The sequence below is a fragment of the Microbacterium sp. NPDC055988 genome, assembly GCF_042269505.1.
Classification (GTDB): domain Bacteria; phylum Actinomycetota; class Actinomycetes; order Actinomycetales; family Microbacteriaceae; genus Microbacterium.
The window spans coordinates 602,686-619,444 of record NZ_JBHJXY010000001.1 but is presented as its reverse complement, the minus strand read 5'-3'; the positions used below and the strand labels follow the sequence as shown (position 1 = coordinate 619,444).

The window sequence follows — 16,759 nt, the reverse complement described above, 5'->3', positions numbered from 1 at the left end:
TCAGGCCACGTAGACCTTGCGAAGCGTCTCGGCGACGGTCCAGGTCGTGCGCATGCCCTCGGCGAGGCGCACCACTGAGCCGGGGCCGACCTCGAGGTCGGGCACGCCCGATGAGGCGAACGAGATCGTGGCGCGGCCGGACAGCACCACGAACACCTCGTCGGCCTCGGTGTCGGTCGCAGTGCCCGGTGTCATCTCCCACACACCGATCTCGACCCCGCCGATCTCGACCCCGCCGAGTGTCGCCAGCTCGTGCACGGCGGTCGTCGGGGCGCCGGCGAGCACCTCCTCCGCGGGGAGCGGCTCGTGCGTGAGGCCCAGCGCGCCGGCATCCACCCCCGCCCCGGCAGCGAGGCCGCTCATGAGTCGAAGCCCATGCCGACGGCGTCGAGGGTCTTGAGGAACAGGTTGCGCTTGCCCTCGTTGTGGTCGGCCCGGTTCATGGCCGCGCGCACGAGGTTGACGCCGATCGAGGCGGCGGGTTCGGGCGGGAACGGGATGGGCTTCTCGCGCACCATCTGCAGCTCGGTGCGCTCGGTCGAATCCCCCGACAGTTTGTCGAGCATGACGTCGGCGGCGAAGCGCGCGGCGCCGACGCCCAGTCCGGTGAAGCCGGTGGCATAGGTGACGCGGCCCTTGCGGGCGGTGCCGAAGAATGCGCAGAAGCGGCTCGACGAGTCGATCGCTCCGGCCCAGCGGTGGGTGAAGCGCAGGCCCTGCAGCTGCGGGAAGGTCGTGAAGAAGTGCGAGGCGAGCTTGCGGTGGCTCTCGATGCGGTCCTCATACTCCGGGCGCACCTTGCCGCCGTAGTGGTAGACCGCGTCGTAGCCGCCGAACAGGATGCGGTTGTCGGCGGTGAGCCGGTAGTAGTGGAACTGATTCGCGCTGTCGGCCAGGCCCTGACGGTTCGACCAGCCGATCGACGCGAGCTGTTCCGTGGAGAGCGGCTCGGTCATCAACACGTAGTCGTACACCGGCACGGTCATCAGGCGGTTGCGCTTCAGGAGCGAGGGGAACACGTTGGTGCCGAGCGCCACGGCATCCGCGATCACCCGACCGTTCGGGGTGACCAGCGTGATCGGACCGGAGCCGTCGCCCTCGATGGCGCGCACGATGCTGTGCTCGTAGATCTCGACGCCGAGGTCTGCGGCCACGCGGGCCAGCTCGACGCCCAGCTTGGCGGGATGCACCATCGCGGAGCCCTCGCGGTCCCAAGCTCCGGCGAGGAACGTCTCGGAGTGCACCTCGGCCTGCACGGCTTCGCGGTCGAGGAAGCCCGGTTCGTCGCGGAGCCACTCGACCTGGTGCGGTTCGACCGCGACGGCGAGCTGGCCGGTGCGCTCGAACTCCGCATCCATCCCGTAGCGGGCGACCGTCTGCTCGATGCCGTCGAGGTTCTCGTGGCCCAGCTCCTCGAGCCGGTCGATCTCGTCGGGCCACCGGGTCACGCCGTTCTCATGACCGTGGGTGAGGCTCGACTCGCAGAAGCCGCCGTTGCGACCGGATGCCGCCCACGCGATCCGCGACGCCTCCAGCAGCACCACGCGGCGCTCGGGGTCGCGCTCCTTGGCGCGCACCGCCGTCCACAGCCCGGCGTAGCCGCCGCCGACGATGGCGAGGTCGGCGCGGACCGTTCCGTTCAGTCGCGGATGCGTCGGCCGATCGACATCGTCGAGCCAGAACACCCGGAGAGCGGTGTCGCGCAGAGAGTCGTCGACGACCCCCTGCGGCGGCCGCCGGCGTTCGAAGACCGTGGTTCCCATGATCACTCCGATGCGTTCGGGGCGCGCGTCAGCGCGTTCCCCAGTTGTAGAGGTCTTTGTACAGGCCCGCGTAGAGCAGGCTCTCGGTGTGGACGATGCCCGGGATGGTGCGGATGCGAGTGGCGATGAGGGTGATCAGGTGCTCGTCGTCCTCGCACACGGCCTCGACGAGGATGTCGAACGTGCCGAGAGTGACGACGACGTAGGCCAACTCGGGGATCAGGGTGAGTTCCTCGGCGATCGCGCGGGGGTCGCCGGAGACGCGGATGCCGATCATCGACATGCGGTGGAAGCCGAGTTGCATGGGATCGGTGACCGCGACGATCTGGATGATGCCTGCCTCGGTCATCCGCTGCACCCGCTGCCGGGCGGCGGCTTCGCTGAGGCCGACCTCGCGGGCGATCTCGGCGTAGGGGCGGCGACCGTCCTCCTGCAGGAGTTCGACGATGCGCTTCGAGATGTCGTCCAGTGCAGGCTGGGCAGGCTTGGGGCTCATCTGTCGATATTGACAGTCATAGCCTGATTCTGCAACTGATTCAGTCGCTTCGCCCGGGTGAAATCTTCCGATTCCGCAGGCCGCGCGCTACCATGACGGCATGTCCCGCACCCTTGTGAAGAACTCGGCGCCGTTGCAGAACTTCATCGGCGGCCGCTCCGTGCCCGCGACCGGGACGGAACGGATGCCGCTTCTCGATCCTGTCACCGAAGCCGTCTACGGTGAACTGCCGATCTCCGACGGCGTCGATGTGGACGCCGCCTACGCCGCGGCATCCGCCGCCTTCCCGCTCTGGCGCGACACAACGCCCGCCGACCGGCAGCTGGCGCTGTTCCGCATCGCCGACGAGATGGAGTCGCGGGCCGAGGAGTTCGCCGATCTGGAGTCGCAGGACACCGGCAAGCCGCGCGCGAGCCTCGTCGCCGATGAGATCATGCAGTCGGTGGATCAGCTGCGCTTCTTCGCCGGTGCCGCCCGCAGTCTGGAGGGCCGCGCGGCGGGGGAGTACCTCGCCGGGCACACCTCGTTCGTGCGCCGCGAGCCGGTCGGCGTGATCGGCCAGGTGACGCCGTGGAACTATCCGCTGAACATGGCCGTCTGGAAGATCGCGCCCGCGCTCGCCGCCGGGAACACGGTCGTGCTCAAGCCGGCGGAGTCGACGCCGTTGACGACTCTCCTGCTCGCCGAGGTCGTCGCCCGACACACCCCGGCCGGCACGCTCAACGTCGTGCTGGGCGATCGTGACACGGGCGTCGCGCTGGTGGAGCATCCGACTCCGCAGATGGTCGCGATCACGGGATCGGTGCGCGCAGGCATGGCGGTGGCGCGCTCGGCGGCGAACGACGTCAAGCGCGTGCACCTGGAGCTCGGCGGCAAGGCGCCCGCGATCGTGTTCGCGGATGCATCGCTGGAGAAGGCGGTCGACGGGATCATCACCGGGGCCTTCTTCAACGGCGGGCAGGACTGCACCGCCGCCACTCGGGTGCTGGTGCACGCCTCGCGGCACGACGAGCTGGTGGCCGCGCTGGTGGCCAGGGCGAAGACGCATGCGCGCACCGGCGGCCCGCATGAGGAGGGTGTGCTGTACGGCCCGCTGAGCAGCGCGGCGCAGCTCGCTCAAGTGCAGGGCTTCATCGACCGGCTGCCCGCGCACGCGACCATCGAGACCGGCGGACGCCGTCAGGGAGATCAGGGCTACTTCTGGGAGGCGACGATCGTCTCGGGCGTGCGGCAGGATGACGAGGTCGTGCAGGGCGAGATCTTCGGCCCGGTGCTCACCGTGCAGGCGTTCTCCAGCGACGACGAGGCGCTGGAGATGGCGAATGACGTGCCCTATGCGCTCGCCGCCTCGGTGTGGACGACCGATCACACCCGGGCGATGCGCTTATCGCGCAACCTCGACTTCGGCTGCGTGTGGATCAACACGCACATCCCGTTCGTCTCGGACATGCCGCACGGTGGGTTCAAGCACTCCGGATACGGCAAGGACCTCTCGCAGTACGGGTTCGAGGACTACACGCGCATCAAGCACGTGATGAGCGCGCTCGACTGAGCCGCGGGCGTCCTGGTGGGCGCCGAAGCCCCGACTTCTCGTCGAAACCCCGGCTTCTCGTCGAAGCCCCGGGCTTCCGTCGACGGCACAACGGGGTCTCGGTGCCAAGTCGGGGTCTCGCCGAGATGCCCGGTGGTGCAGGTCAGCTCACGTGCGTCTGGAGCCAGGGCATGGGATCGACGGCGACCGTGTTGATGTGGACCTCGAAGTGCAGGCAGGAGCCGAACACGTATCCGGTCGATCCGACGTCGCCGATGTACTGGCCCTCGTCGACGCAGTCGCCGACCTCGACCGCGCGGGTTCCGTAGTTCATGTGCGAGTAGACGGTGCTCACCGCCTGCCCGTCGACGATGCTCTCGATCTGGATCGTCACACCGTAGCCCTGGTAGCTCTCGGTGGAGCGGGACACGCAGCCCTTCATGGCGGCGTTGATCGGGGTGCCCACACCCGCAGCGAAGTCCTGGCCCAGGTGAGACCGGCCCGGGCGTGAGGCGCCGAAGCCGTCGGTGAACGAGTACGTGCCGTCTGCCATCGGCATGACGATGCGGTCGGCGATGGGGATCTCGACCGCGCTTCCGAGTGGCATGCCGGCAGCGAGCGCGGCGGCGACGGCACGGGAGCGCGTCTCCTCGATCTCCTCGGGCGTCGTCGCCGAGAAGCTCCCCCGCGGGGCGATCTCGGCGCGGATCGTCTCGGTCGAAGCCGACGCGGACGGAGACGTGTAGGACTGCGCGGCATCGGCGGCGGCGGCTGTGGTGAGGCTGGTGGTGGCGACGGCCCCGTCGCTCCCGGTGGCGAGTGCGGGTAGTGCCGCACCGGTGACCATCACGCCGATCGCGAACGTGGCGCCGAGGGCCTTGGCCTTCGCCCACGGACGCTTGGCTCGGCTGGTCCGGACCGACGGCGCTGCCTTCTGCGGCGTCCGTCGTCGGGGGCGCACTCGAGCACCTCGGGTGCCGCGCCGGCCGGCGGCCTGCGTCTGCGGACGAGCGGCCGGTGTCGCGGGAGCTGTGGCGGGCGAGGCGGCCGGTGTGGCGGGCGATGCGGACGGTGTGGGGTCGATCGCGTCGGGTGCGTCGATCGCGTCGATCGAGTCGGGTGCGTCGGGTGCGTCGATCGAGTCGAGTGCGTCGCGTGTGTCGACTGCGTCGCGTGTGTCGAGGGCGTCGATCGCTTCGATCGCTTCGATCGCGTCGATCGCGTCGATCGCGTCGATCGCGTCGATCGCGTCGATTGCGTCGCGTGTGTCGAGGAGGTCGGTGGAAGTCGGTGCGCCGGCGGCATCACCTGCGTGGGGTGCACCGGCCGGCTCTCGTGTGTCGACCGCGCCGAGCGCATCTGCCGTGCGGGCGCGCTGTCCGTCGCCCGCACGGGTTGCATCCATCGCGCGGGGACTCTGCGGCTCCGTGGACGCGGAGCGTCGCAAGTCGCGCCGCAAGCGCGGTCGGGCCGAGTCGGGGGCTTCTGAGAAGGCTTCCGAGGCGTCGTGAGCGCGCTCGGGTGGCAGGGAATTCGTGACGGGATCCTTCCGGAGGGCAGATGTGCTCGGCGGTCGATCCCCCCGGATGCCACCGTTACCGATCTGTAATTTAGTTGGCGAACCTGTGAGCGTCAAATCGAGAGCGGATGGTCGACTCCGTTTCGACGAAGAATGCTCGGCCGCCATCGACATGGGGGATGTCGTGTGTCTTGTCGACGCGGATGCTCACACTCTGCCCTGGTGTGGGACGTCCGCGTGCGTCGCGGCGCGCCGTACCGCCGAGAGTGTGGAGAAGTGCTGTGTCGGTGTTTCTGTGGAGGGCGTGTCAGCGTTTCGCGTGTTTCGGAATATTGCTCTGAACTGGGGTTATTCGGGGTTCGAATGTCGGTGGCCCTCGGTTGACTAGGGGGTATGAACAACCCCGCAGAACTGCTCGTCCAGGTCGTCGCCGACCTGGATGCGGTGCTGCGCTCGGACGTGATCGCGGGGCTGAGTGACGACGTGAAGATGGGGCTGTTGCGGGTCGCCGGGGAGGTGCAGCGGCGGGTGGAGGCGGTGGTTGTGGAGACGGTCGCGTCGGTGGATGGGCGTCCGGCGGGGTCGGGGGAGCTGGCGTTCTGCGGGCGGTTCGGGTGTCGCACGGTGAACGAGTTGCTGCAGCGGGTGCTGCGCACCGATACAGCGGGGGCGGGGCGGGTGGTGAAGGCCGCGAAAGCGGTGCGGCGGGAGGTGGAGTTGTCGTCCGGGGCGTGGTTGCCGGCGCGGTGGCCGGCGTTGCGGGAGGCGGTGGTGGACGGGACGATCGGGGTGGCGGGTCTGTTGGCGGCGATCGGGCCGATCGAGCAGGCCGGGGCCCGGATCGGGACCGCGGACCGGTTGCGGGCGGACGCGGAGCTGGCCGCATACGCGCGAGGAGTCTCTGTTGCTGACCCGGACACGGATGCGGACACGGATGCGGACACGGATGCGGACACGGACGCGGGTGTCGGGGATGTTGCTCCGGCGGCGACGCCGGAGGATCTGCGGTTGCTGGCGCAGGTGATCGTGCAATACCTCGACCCGGACGGCGCGGAACCCGCGGAGGACATCGCGATGCGGGCACGGGGTCTGGCCCTCGGGCGGGCGAAAGACGGGGTGATCCCGATCCGGGGACGGTTGCTGCCGGAGGTCGCGGGGCAGTTGCAGCGCCTGTTCGACGCGTACCTGAACCCGAAAGTCGACGGGCCACCCGTCCCCGGGGTCGCGTTCGAGCCCTCAGACCGGAGCGATGCGGGTGCCGAGACGCCGGAGGGCACCGACGGAGACGCCGGGGCCCGGGATGGCATCACCGACGACGGCCCCGGTGCGGGTGTGGATGACGGTGTCCTCCCGTCCGGTGACCCGGGGCGGATGATCGACCCGCGTTCCCGGTCGCAGAAGCAGCACGACACCCTCGCCGCGATCCTCGGCATCGCCGCTCGCCACGACCACACCCCACGCCTGGGCGGCGGGGCACCCACCCTGGTCGTGTCCGTCACCGCCGACGACTACACGACCGGGCGCGGTTGGGCGCACGTGGACGGCATCGACACCCCCGTCTCCACCCGTGTCGCCGCGCACACCGCGTGCGCGGGCGGCGTGCAACGGGTGCTGTTCGACCCGAACGGGCGCATCATCGGCATCAGCACCACCGACCGGATCTTCACCGCCCACCAACGCCGCGCGATCACCCTCCGCGACACAGAATGCCTCATCCCCGGCTGCCACGTCCCCGCATCCTGGTGCGAGATCCACCACGTCCACGAACACGCCAGAGGCGGACCCACCCACACCGACAACGGCGTCGCCCTCTGCTGGCACCACCACCGCACCCTCACCACCTACGGATGGGAAATCCGCATGATGGCCGGCACACCCCACGTCCGCGGACCCGCCTGGTGGGACCCCACCCGACAATGGCGCACACCACGACCCGCCACACGACCCCCCACACCACAACCCGCCACACGACCCCCCACACGAAGACCTGCGACGCCATGACCCGCGACCTCACGACCCGCGGCGACATCGGCCAGACACCCCTCGACACCACTCAGAGCATGAATGGCCTCGAGCGGACTCGGCGTGAAGTGTCGACCTGTGCGACTCGATGTGGCATGCTTGCGGGCACTGCGCCCGGCCCAGTGCCCGGCGCGGTACGTGAATCGAGAGGCAGACGCCGGAGCATATGTCCAGACCACTCGCGGGACCGCAGGGCCTGCTACGCACGCTCAACGGTCGCGCAATCCTGGAGGCGCTCGCGCGCAGCGGTCCGCAGACCCGCGCGGAGCTGATGTCGACGACCGGCCTGTCCCGCACGGCCGTCACCCAGGTGCTGAGAATGCTGGATGCGGCTGGAGCCGTCGCCGCCGCGGGCGTCGATCGCGAGACGCGAGGGCCCGCCGCGGGCCGCGTCGCCCTGCATCCGCGGCTCGGGTTCGCCGCCGCCGTGCACATCGACCACCATGCCGCGCACGTGGTGCTCGTCGACGCCCGCGGAGTCGTGCACGCCGAGGAACACGACGTGCTGCCGACCCAGGGGGATCGCGTCGAGCACATCGTCGCTCTCGTCGACCGATGCCGCCTCTCGGTCAAGGCTGCGAAGGCGGCGATCCACCTCGCCGTGGTCGGCATCCCCGGGATCGTCACCGCCGACGGCGGCATCCGCGACGATCTGGGTCCGGACGGCGGCGCCTTCCGTGCCGCGCTGACGGCGGCCCTCGGCTGCCCCGTACGCATCGAGAACGACGTCAACCTCGCCGCCCTCGCCGAGCTCACGGCAGGCGTCGGCGGCGACCTCGCCAGCTTCGCCCTGCTGCTCCTCGACGACGGCCTGGGGGCCGGCATCGTGATCGACGGCGCACTGCACCGCGGATTCTCGGGTGTCGCGGGTGAGGTCATGTATCTGCCGCAGACCCCCCTTCCGATCGGGGCTCCCATCGTGAGCGACGCCGTCGTCGGAGATCTCGCGCTCGGGGTCGGGCGGGATGCCGACGCCTCATTGGAGGATCATCTCGAGGCGGCCGGCCGCGGCGACGAGGCCGCGACCCGGGTCGTCGCCGAGATCGGCAAGCGCATCGTGCTCGTCGCCGGCAGTGTCGGCCTCGTGCTCGATCCCGAGGCATTCATCCTCAGCGGCACAGCAGCCCACCCCGTGCTGGTCGAGGCGATCCAGCGCGTCGCCGACGAGTATGCGGCCCAGCTGCCGCTGCGGTTCCTCGTCTCCTCGTTCGGCCCGGAGGCCCCGCTGGTCGGCGCCGTCGACGAAGCGGCATCCGCGCTCCGGAGCATGCTGTTCACCCGCATCCTGACCCCGGCTGCGAAGACCGGTCGCTGAGCGATACCCCTCCCGATCGCCCCGCCGTCCCTTACCCGACAGGACCCCCGATGACCGCACCCTCCGATCTCGCCGACCGCCTCGGCCTCGCACCCGGTGCGCGGGCGATCATCCTCAACGCCGACGACTTCGGCATGTGCCACGCGGCGAACACCGCGATCGTCGACCTGCTCACGACCGGGCGCATCGACTCGACGACCGTGATGGTCCCGTGTTCGTGGTCGCCGGAGGCCCTGACCTTCGCGGCATCCCGCACCGACCTCGACATCGGCGTGCACTTGGTGCTCACGAGTGAATGGAGCCGCTACCGCTGGCGCCCCCTGACCGGCACCGGGACGAGCCTCGTCGATGCCGACGGGTTCTTCCCCGTCGATGTCGCGTCCGTCGAGCGGTTCGCGACCGACGACGATGTCGCCGCCGAGCTCGCCGCCCAGCTGCAGGCCGCGCTCGACGCCGGTGTCGACGTGACGCACCTCGACAACCACATGGGCTCGGTCTACGGCCTCGTCACCGGCCACGACTTCCTGCGCCCGGTGTTCGAGCTGGCCGCCCGCAACGGCTTCCCGTTCCGACTGCCGCGCACCATGGACGGGGTGGGGGAGGATGCCGCGCTGCAGGCCAAGCTCGACGACGCGGCCTCCGCTGCCGACGCGATGGGCGTCGTGATCATCGACCGACTGTGGTCGCACCCGTTCGAACTCCTCCGGGAGGGCGAGCCGGACGAGGAGACCTACGAGCAGGTGCGCGACGGCTTCATCACACTGCTGCGCGCCGTTCCCGCCGGTGTCACCGAGATCTACCTGCATCCGATGATCGACGACGACGAACTCCGCGCCGCGGTCGACTTCAGCGCGGCGAAGCGCGGATACGAGCTGCGTCTGCTCAGTGACCCCGCCGTGCTGCAGGCCATCGAAGACGAGGCTCTCGTGCGCATCGGCTGGCGCGACCTGCGCGACCTGCAGCGGGCGGGCGCTCGATGACGGTTCTGGGCGAACGCCTGCGCGATCGACGACTGGATGCCGCGCCGACCAGGACGCAGACCATCGCGTTCGGAGCATCCGGGTTCCCGACCCAGCTCATGGCGCAGACCTTCTCGGCCTTCGTCGTCTACTTCTACGTCTCGCACCTCGCTGTGCCGGCCGGATGGGTGGCCGTGGCGATGATCGCCCACGGCATCCTGAACGCGGTGCTGAATCCGCTCGTCGGCACGATCTCCGACCGGATGCGCACACCCTGGGGTCGACGCATCCCGTGGATCGGGCTGGGCATCGTGCCGCTCGTTGTCGCCTTCGCGCTGGTGTGGATGCCGCCCGAGCTCCCGGCCGCGGGTCTCATCCTGTGGTTCCTCGTGGTCGTCGCTGTGTACGACATCGCGTTCGTCGTCGTGGTGCTGAACATCTCCGCGCTGTTCCCCGAGATCTTCCGCACCACCGAGGAGCGCGCCCGAGGCAACGTCCCGCGGCAGATCTTCGCGATCCTCGGCATGGTCCTGGGAACGGCCGGAGCCCCCGCGCTGTACGACTCGATCGGCTGGCCCGGCATGGCTCTCGTGCTCGGCGCGGTGTGCCTGGTGCTGCTCGTGTGGTCGTTCTTCGGCGGGATGATCGAGCGCCGTGTGCCCGAGGCGGCGTCGGAGGCCATGCGGTGGGGCGACCAGCTGAAGTACACGTTCCGCAACCGGGCCTTCGTCCCTTACGTGCTCGGGTCGCTGTTCGTGCAGACCTCGATCGCCGTGATCCTCGCCGCGATCCCCTTCTACGTGCGGTACTCGCTGGGTGCGGCTGAGGGGGAGGGGAGCCTGCTCCTCGGGGCGATCTTCGTCACCGCGATCCCCTCGATCGTGCTGTGGAGCGCGGTCGTCCGCCGTACCTCACCGCGCACGGCTGTGTTGTGGAGCGTGGCGGTGTTCGGCGTCGCCGTGCTCGGCTACCTGGCGCCGTCGAACGTGCTCGGTGCGGCGCTGGTCGGCGTCGCGGTCGGTGTGGGCGTCGGCGGCCTGCTGCAGCTGCTCGAGGTCATGCTCGCGCAGATCATCGACGAGGATGCCGTGCGCACCGGGCACCGCCGCGAAGGCGCCTATTTCGGGGTCAACGGCTTCGTGGTGCGCGGCTCGGTGGTGCTGCAGGCGATCGTCGCCGCGGTGGTGCTCACGGCCTCCGGGTTCGATGCCACCCTCGGCGACGCGCAGCCCGAGAGCGTCGACGGCGGCATCCGTCTGATGCTCGCGGTGATCCCGCTCGGGTTCACCGCCCTCGCCTGGCTCTGCTTCTGGCTCTACCCGATCCGCGCCAGGGACGTCTCCGCTCAGGCCTGAGCAGCCTGCCGCGCTTCCCACCCCGTGCGCACCATCTCGTCGACTGTGTACCGCATGGTCCAGTCGAGGTCACGGGCCGCGAGCTCGCCGGTCGCCACGATGCGGTCGGGGTCTCCGGGGCGCCGGGGTCCGATCTCTGGGGTGAAGTCGATGCCGGTCACGCGGGCGACGGCATCCATGATCTGCTTCACGCTGAGTCCGTCGCCGGAGCCGAGGTTGTAGGCGGCCTCGATGGGGCGGCCGTCGGCGAGGCGCTGTGCAGCGGCGACATGCGCGGCGGCGATGTCGCCGACGTGCACGTAGTCGCGCACGTTGGTGCCGTCTTCCGTGTCGTAGTCATCGCCGAAGATCTTCGGGGTCTTGCCTGCGAGCAGCGCCTCGAACACGATCGGGAACAGGTTGTGCGGGCTGACGTCGTAGACCGTCGGATCGGCGGAGCCCACCACGTTGAAGTACCGCAGCGAGGTGTGCCGCAGCGGGCGCTCGGACTCGGCCGTCGCAATGGCCTGGTCGCGCAGCAGCCACTCGCCGATGAGCTTCGATTCCCCGTACGGGCTGGCCGGCTTCTTGGCGGTGTCCTCGACGACGAGCGCGACGTCGGGGGTGCCGAAAACGGCGGCCGACGACGAGAACACGATGTTCGAGACTCCGGCGGCCTCCATCGCTTCGAGGATGATCCGGGTGCCCTCGACGTTCTGAGCGTAGGTGTGCAGCGGGCGCTGCACCGAGACGCCGGCGTACTTGTACCCGGCGACGTGGATGACCCCCTGGGCGTCGTGGTCGCGTAGCGCCTTCTCGACGAGCGCGCGATCGAGGATGCTGCCCTGCACGAAGCGCACGCCCTCGGGCACGAACGACGCGACGCCGCTGGAGAGGTCGTCGAGCACGACCGGCGTGAGCCCGGCCTCCGCGAGGGCCCGGACGACGTGGGCTCCGATGTAGCCGGCGCCGCCGGTGACGATCCAGGACATTGCGTTCCTCTCCTGCCGCGGCGTGGTCGCGGCTCGATCGATCATTCTCTCAGGCGTCGCGGAGCGGACCTGCGGACGGGGTGACCGTGAACAGGTGCGGGGCGTCGAATCCCGAGCCGGCGAACGCGGCGGTCACCGCATCCGACACGGCGTCTACGGCATCCTGCTCGATCAGCGCGATCGCGGCACCGCCGAAACCACCGCCCGTCATGCGGGCGCCGAGCGCGCCGGCGGCCAGTGCGGTGTCGACGGCGGTGTCGAGCTCGACGGTCGAGATCTCGAAGTCGTCGCGCATCGACGTGTGCGATGCCACCAGGAGGTCGCCGATGGCCCTCGCGCCCCGCTCCCGCAGCACCCGGACGGTGTCGAGCACGCGCTGGTTCTCGGTGACGATGTGACGCACGCGGCGGAAGGTCAAGTCGTCCATCAGCTCCTCGGCACGCGACAGGTCGGCGATCGACACGTCGCGCAGGGCCGGCACGCCCATGAGCGAGGCCCCGAGTTCGCAAGACGCCCGACGCTCGCGGTAGCCACCCGTGGAGTGGGCGTGCTTCACGCGGGTGTCGATCACCAGTATCGCGAGTCCGGCCTCGGCGACGCCGAGCGGCACCGGCTGGGCCTCCAGCGAGCGGCAGTCGAGGAAGATCGCGGTGTCGGGCTGACCGAGCATCGACGCCATCTGATCCATGATCCCGGTGGGAGCCCCGACGGCCTCGTTCTCGGCACGGCGTCCGACGCGGGCCAGAGCCGTGGCGTCGAGACCCGTTCCCCAGAGCTCGTTCAGGGCGGATGCCGTCGCTCCCTCGATCGCGGCGGAGGAGGAGAGCCCCGCGCCCACCGGCACGTCGGAGGCGATCGCGATGTCGAGGCCGCGGAACGGGCCCTCCGCTGCCGCCTGGCGCAGCGCCCAGGCGACCCCGAGCGGGTAGGCGGCCCACTCCGGAACGGCTGGGTGCGCGCCCGGCGCGGTCGGGAAGAGCTCGTCGAGCTCGTCGAGGTCGACCTCCACCGGCTCCTCCGCGAAGGTCGACCCGACCAGGACCCGGCCGCGGTCGTCGTCGCGCAGCCCGACCGCGGCGACCGTGCGCTGGGGGATGGCGAACGGCAGCACGAAGCCGTCGTTGTAGTCGGTGTGCTCGCCGATGAGGTTGACGCGTCCCGGAGCCGACCAGAGGCCGTCGGGCTCCCGTCCGGTGAGGTCGGTGAAGAGCGCGCGGGCGTCGTCGTGGGCGGCGGTCATGCGGATGCTCCTTCGGAGGTCTCGTCCTCGGGGGCGCGTTCGATCGCCTCGCGCAGGCGTGCGGCGCCGACCTCCGGCGGGACCTCCGCGGCCCATGCCCCCATCGCAGCTTCGGAGCCGGCGAGGAACTTGAGCTTGTCGGCGGCCCGGCGCGGACTCGTCAGCTGCAGGTGCAGGCGCACGGTGTCGCGGCCGACGTGCACGGGGGCCTGGTGCCAGGCGGCGATGTACGGGGTCGGGGTCTCGTACAGGGCGTCGACGCCGCGGAGCAGCCGCAGGTAGAGCGGCGCGAGCTCGTCGCGTTCGGCCTCGGTCGTCTCGGCGAAGTCCGGCACGTGGCGGTGCGGCATCAGGTGCACCTCGAGGGGCCAGCGGGCGGCGAAGGGGACGAAGGCCGTCCAGTGCTCTCCGCGGAACACCACGCGCTCAGAGGCCTGCTCCGACTCGAGGATGTGCTGGAACAGGTCGGGCGCGGTGCGGTCGATCGACTCGAGCAGCCGCGTGGTGCGGGGCGTCACGTAGGGGTAGGCGTAGATCTGGCCGTGCGGATGCGGCAGGGTCACGCCGATCGCCTCGCCGCGGTTCTCGAACGGGAAGATCTGCTGGATGCCGGGCAGCTTCGAGATCGCGGCCGTGCGGTCGGCCCAGGCCTCGATGACTGTGCGGGCGCGGGTGACGGACTGCGTGCCGAACGAGCCTTCGTGGTCGGGGCTGAAGCAGACCACCTCGCAGCGGCCGACCGAGGTGCGGGTGCGACCGAGGCCCAGGGCGGCGAGGTCGTCGAGTCCGCGGGGCGCATTCGATGCCTGCGGCGCGGTGCCGACGGCCTCGGCGAGGGCGGGGCCGAACGCGGGGGAGCGGTTCTCGAACACCGCGACGTCGTAGCGCGACGGCACCTCCGACGGGTTGCCGGGGGTCTGCGGCGCGAGCGGGTCGGCGTCGGCGCTGGGCATCATGACGCGGTTCTGCCGGTTCGCGGCGACCGTGATCCAGTCGCCGGTGAGCACGTCGAGGCGCATCGTCGCGGTGTCGGGGCGCGGGTCGAGCGCGCGGGCGTCGACCGCGCGCTCGGCTCCGAGCGCGGTGCCCGGATCGTCGTAGTAGATGAGGTCGCGGCCGTCGGCGAGGGTGGTGGCGCGTTTGACGACGCCGGCGCCGAGGGTCTCGGTGCGCAACTCAGGAAGATCGTGCGTGTTCACGTAAACATGGTATCCATACGGCCGTGATAACGTCAACATTGCGGAGTTGTGCACGGGCGGCGAACGGAGAATGTGCGTGGGAGACGAACGCGACCTGGCTGGTGAACCGCGCTCTGGACGGCCTCGATCGTCCTCGGGCCGCGTGTCGATGGCCATGGTCGCCGCCCACGCCGGGGTCTCGGGTCAGACCGTGTCCCGGGTCGTCAACGGCAGTCCGCGCGTCGACCCCGGCACCCGATCCCGGGTCGAGGGCGCGATGGCCGAACTCGGCTACCGTCCGCATCGCGCGGCTCGTGCCCTGCGCACCGGGCGCTCGCAGACCATCGGCCTCGTGGTCACCACCCTCGCCACGGTCGGCAACTCGCGGATGCTGCAGGCCACGGCCGAAGCGGCGGCGGAACGCGGATACGCGCTGACGCTCGTGACCGCGACCGACGGAGTCGCCGAGGCGTTCGAGCGGCTCGCCGAGCAGGAGGTCGACGGCGCGATCGTCCTCAACGAGGCGTCGGCGCTCATCCCCGCGGTGCAGCCCCCCGTTGGACTGCGGCTGGTCGTCGTCGACGCCCCGACCGATGCAGGCTTCACCTCCGTGCACAGCGATCACGCGGGCGGCGCGGCTGTCGCCACGTCTCGGCTCCTCGCTCTCGGGCGCGAGACCGTGCACCACCTCTCCGGTCCCGCGGAGTCCTTCGCTGCTGCCGAGCGCGAGCGGGGGTGGCGGGAGACGCTCGTCGTCGCCGGCATCCGTCCGCCCGCCGTGGTCCGCGGCGACTGGAGCGCCGACTCGGGGTACTCGGCCGGGCATGCGCTCGCCACGGCATCCGCGATCTTCTGCGCCAACGACCAGATGGCGCTCGGCGTGCTGCGCGCCCTCTCCGAATCCGGCCGGAGAGTGCCCGAAGACGTCGCGGTCATCGGCTTCGACGATGTGCCCGATGCGGCGAACTACCGCCCACCGCTGACCACGATCCGGCAGGACTTCACCGCTCTCGCCCACCGCGCCGTGTCGGCGTTGGTGGAAGCGATCGAGGGCACCTCGCAGGGAGAGCCCTCTGCGCTCATCCCGACGAAGCTCATCGAGCGCGACAGCACCGCCTGACCCCGGCTGAAAGCGCTTCGGTTGCGTTCGGCTCTCATCTCATGGCATGATCTCGGAAAGCGCTTTCCAGTCAGAGTCGAAGGGAAGTGCGGACAGCTTCCCGCGAGAGAAACGGAACACCATGACCCAGGCGAACACCCGTGAGATCGGCATCATCATGAACGGCGTCTCCGGACGCATGGGATACCGGCAGCACCTGGTGCGCTCGATCCTCGCGATCCGGGAGGAGGGCGGCATCGAGCTGCCCGACGGCTCCCGCATCACGGTGAAGCCGATCCTCGTCGGTCGCAGCGAGGCCAAGCTCGCCGAGCTCGCCGCGAAGCACGGCATCGAGGACTGGACGACCGACCTCGACGCCGCCCTCGCCGACCCGCAGTGGGAGATCTACGCCGACTTCCTGGTGACCAAAGCCCGCGCCACCGCCATCCGCAAGGCCATCGCCGCGGGAAAGGCGATCTACACCGAGAAGCCCACCGCGGAATCGCTCGAGGAAGCACTCGAGCTCGCCCGCCTCGCGAAGGAAGCCGGCATCAAGACCGGCGTCGTGCACGACAAGCTCTACCTGCCCGGCCTGCAGAAGCTCAAGCGCCTGATCGATTCGGGGTTCTTCGGCCGCATCCTCTCGGTGCGCGGCGAGTTCGGCTACTGGGTGTTCGAGGGCGACTGGCAGCCCGCCCAGCGCCCGAGCTGGAACTACCGCACCGAAGACGGCGGCGGCATCATCACTGACATGTTCCCGCACTGGAACTACGTGCTCGAGAATCTCTTCGGCGAGGTCAAGAGCGTCTACGCCCAGGCGGCCGTGCACATCGCCGATCGGTGGGACGAGAAGGGCGAGCACTACACGGCCACGGCCGAAGACGCGGCCTACGGCATCTTCGAGATCTCCGGCGGCGTGATCGCCGAGATCAACTCCTCCTGGACCGTGCGCGTGAACCGCGACGAGCTCGTCGAGTTCCAGGTCGACGGCACGCACGGCTCGGCGGTCGTCGGGCTGTTCGGCGCGAAGATCCAGCCCCGCAACGCCACCCCGAAGCCGGTGTGGAACCCCGACCTGGAAGACACGCGCGACTACGACGCCGACTGGCAGAAGGTGCCCACCAACGACGTGTTCCTCAACGGGTTCCGTCAGCAGTGGGAGGAGTACCTGGTCTCGTACGTCGAGGGCACCGACTACCCGTTCGACCTGCTCGCCGGCGCCCGCGGTGTGCAGTTCGCCGAGGCCGGTCTGACCTCGAGCGCCGAGGGCCGCAAGATCGCCCTCGAGCCGCTGACGCTGGGCTGAGACGC

Annotated in this window: 14 protein-coding genes; 7 read left to right on the top strand and 7 right to left on the bottom strand. The window is 70.1% G+C overall.

Annotated features, from left to right (window positions below; translation table 11 throughout):
- From ACFC14_RS03135 to ACFC14_RS03125, 3 genes are read right to left on the bottom strand one after another with little or no spacing between them, the layout of a single operon-like run.
- The gene (locus ACFC14_RS03135) at positions 1–363 is read right to left on the bottom strand and encodes a cupin domain-containing protein (RefSeq protein WP_376101175.1); all 363 of its coding nucleotides are present in this window, start codon (positions 361–363) and stop codon (positions 1–3) included.
- Entirely contained in the window at positions 360–1,763 is a 1,404-nt protein-coding gene (locus tag ACFC14_RS03130) for an NAD(P)/FAD-dependent oxidoreductase (protein WP_376101174.1), read from the bottom strand. Before ACFC14_RS03130 ends, ACFC14_RS03135 begins: the two co-directional genes overlap by 4 nt.
- Positions 1,764–1,791: 28 nt before the next feature.
- Entirely contained in the window at positions 1,792–2,259 is a 468-nt protein-coding gene (locus ACFC14_RS03125; protein ID WP_376101173.1) for an Lrp/AsnC family transcriptional regulator, read from the bottom strand.
- A gap of 100 nt (positions 2,260–2,359) precedes the next feature.
- On the opposite strand from ACFC14_RS03125, the gene ACFC14_RS03120 reads away from it, so the two are divergent.
- Entirely contained in the window at positions 2,360–3,811 is a 1,452-nt protein-coding gene (locus ACFC14_RS03120) for a gamma-aminobutyraldehyde dehydrogenase (protein ID WP_376101172.1), read from the top strand.
- 142 nt (positions 3,812–3,953) lie between these two features.
- Here ACFC14_RS03120 and ACFC14_RS03115 read toward each other — a convergent pair whose 3' ends face one another.
- Positions 3,954–5,195 carry a M23 family metallopeptidase gene (locus ACFC14_RS03115; RefSeq protein ID WP_376101171.1) on the bottom strand — a complete coding sequence of 414 codons (1,242 nt, stop codon included), beginning with the start codon at positions 5,193–5,195 and terminating at the stop codon, positions 3,954–3,956.
- 507 nt (positions 5,196–5,702) lie between these two features.
- Between ACFC14_RS03115 and ACFC14_RS03110 the strand changes: the two genes are divergently transcribed.
- From ACFC14_RS03110 to ACFC14_RS03095, 4 genes are all read left to right on the top strand, one after another.
- The gene (locus ACFC14_RS03110) at positions 5,703–7,310 is read left to right on the top strand and encodes a DUF222 domain-containing protein (protein WP_376101170.1); all 1,608 of its coding nucleotides are present in this window, start codon (positions 5,703–5,705) and stop codon (positions 7,308–7,310) included.
- A 187-nt stretch (positions 7,311–7,497) separates the two neighbouring features.
- The gene (locus ACFC14_RS03105) at positions 7,498–8,646 is read left to right on the top strand and encodes an ROK family protein (RefSeq protein WP_376101169.1); all 1,149 of its coding nucleotides are present in this window, start codon (positions 7,498–7,500) and stop codon (positions 8,644–8,646) included.
- Between the two features lie 50 nt (positions 8,647–8,696).
- Positions 8,697–9,626 (top strand): polysaccharide deacetylase family protein, encoded by a 930-nt coding sequence (locus ACFC14_RS03100; RefSeq protein WP_376101168.1) that lies wholly within the window; start codon positions 8,697–8,699, stop codon positions 9,624–9,626.
- The gene (locus ACFC14_RS03095) at positions 9,623–10,960 is read left to right on the top strand and encodes an MFS transporter (RefSeq protein WP_376101167.1); all 1,338 of its coding nucleotides are present in this window, start codon (positions 9,623–9,625) and stop codon (positions 10,958–10,960) included. Before ACFC14_RS03100 ends, ACFC14_RS03095 begins: the two co-directional genes overlap by 4 nt.
- On the opposite strand, the gene galE is transcribed toward ACFC14_RS03095, so the two are convergent.
- Genes galE through galT form a run of 3 tightly spaced genes read right to left on the bottom strand, consistent with a single transcriptional unit; the run spans position 10,951 to position 14,370 of the window.
- Entirely contained in the window at positions 10,951–11,931 is a 981-nt protein-coding gene (galE, locus tag ACFC14_RS03090) for a UDP-glucose 4-epimerase GalE (protein WP_376101166.1), read from the bottom strand. The two genes, ACFC14_RS03095 and galE, sit on opposite strands and share 10 nt — an antisense overlap.
- 49 nt (positions 11,932–11,980) lie before the next feature.
- Positions 11,981–13,171, bottom strand: coding sequence for a galactokinase (gene galK / locus ACFC14_RS03085; RefSeq protein ID WP_376101165.1), 1,191 nt, complete (start codon positions 13,169–13,171; stop codon positions 11,981–11,983).
- Positions 13,168–14,370, bottom strand: a complete 1,203-nt coding sequence (gene galT / locus ACFC14_RS03080) for a galactose-1-phosphate uridylyltransferase (protein WP_376101164.1) — start codon at positions 14,368–14,370, stop codon at positions 13,168–13,170. Before galT ends, galK begins: the two co-directional genes overlap by 4 nt.
- Before the next feature lie 148 nt (positions 14,371–14,518).
- Between galT and ACFC14_RS03075 the strand changes: the two genes are divergently transcribed.
- Both ACFC14_RS03075 and ACFC14_RS03070 read left to right on the top strand, forming a co-directional pair.
- Positions 14,519–15,469 carry a LacI family DNA-binding transcriptional regulator gene (locus ACFC14_RS03075; RefSeq protein ID WP_376107085.1) on the top strand — a complete coding sequence of 317 codons (951 nt, stop codon included), beginning with the start codon at positions 14,519–14,521 and terminating at the stop codon, positions 15,467–15,469.
- A gap of 121 nt (positions 15,470–15,590) precedes the next feature.
- Positions 15,591–16,754 carry a Gfo/Idh/MocA family protein gene (locus ACFC14_RS03070; protein ID WP_376101163.1) on the top strand — a complete coding sequence of 388 codons (1,164 nt, stop codon included), beginning with the start codon at positions 15,591–15,593 and terminating at the stop codon, positions 16,752–16,754.
- The last annotated feature ends 5 nt before the right edge of the window (positions 16,755–16,759 follow it).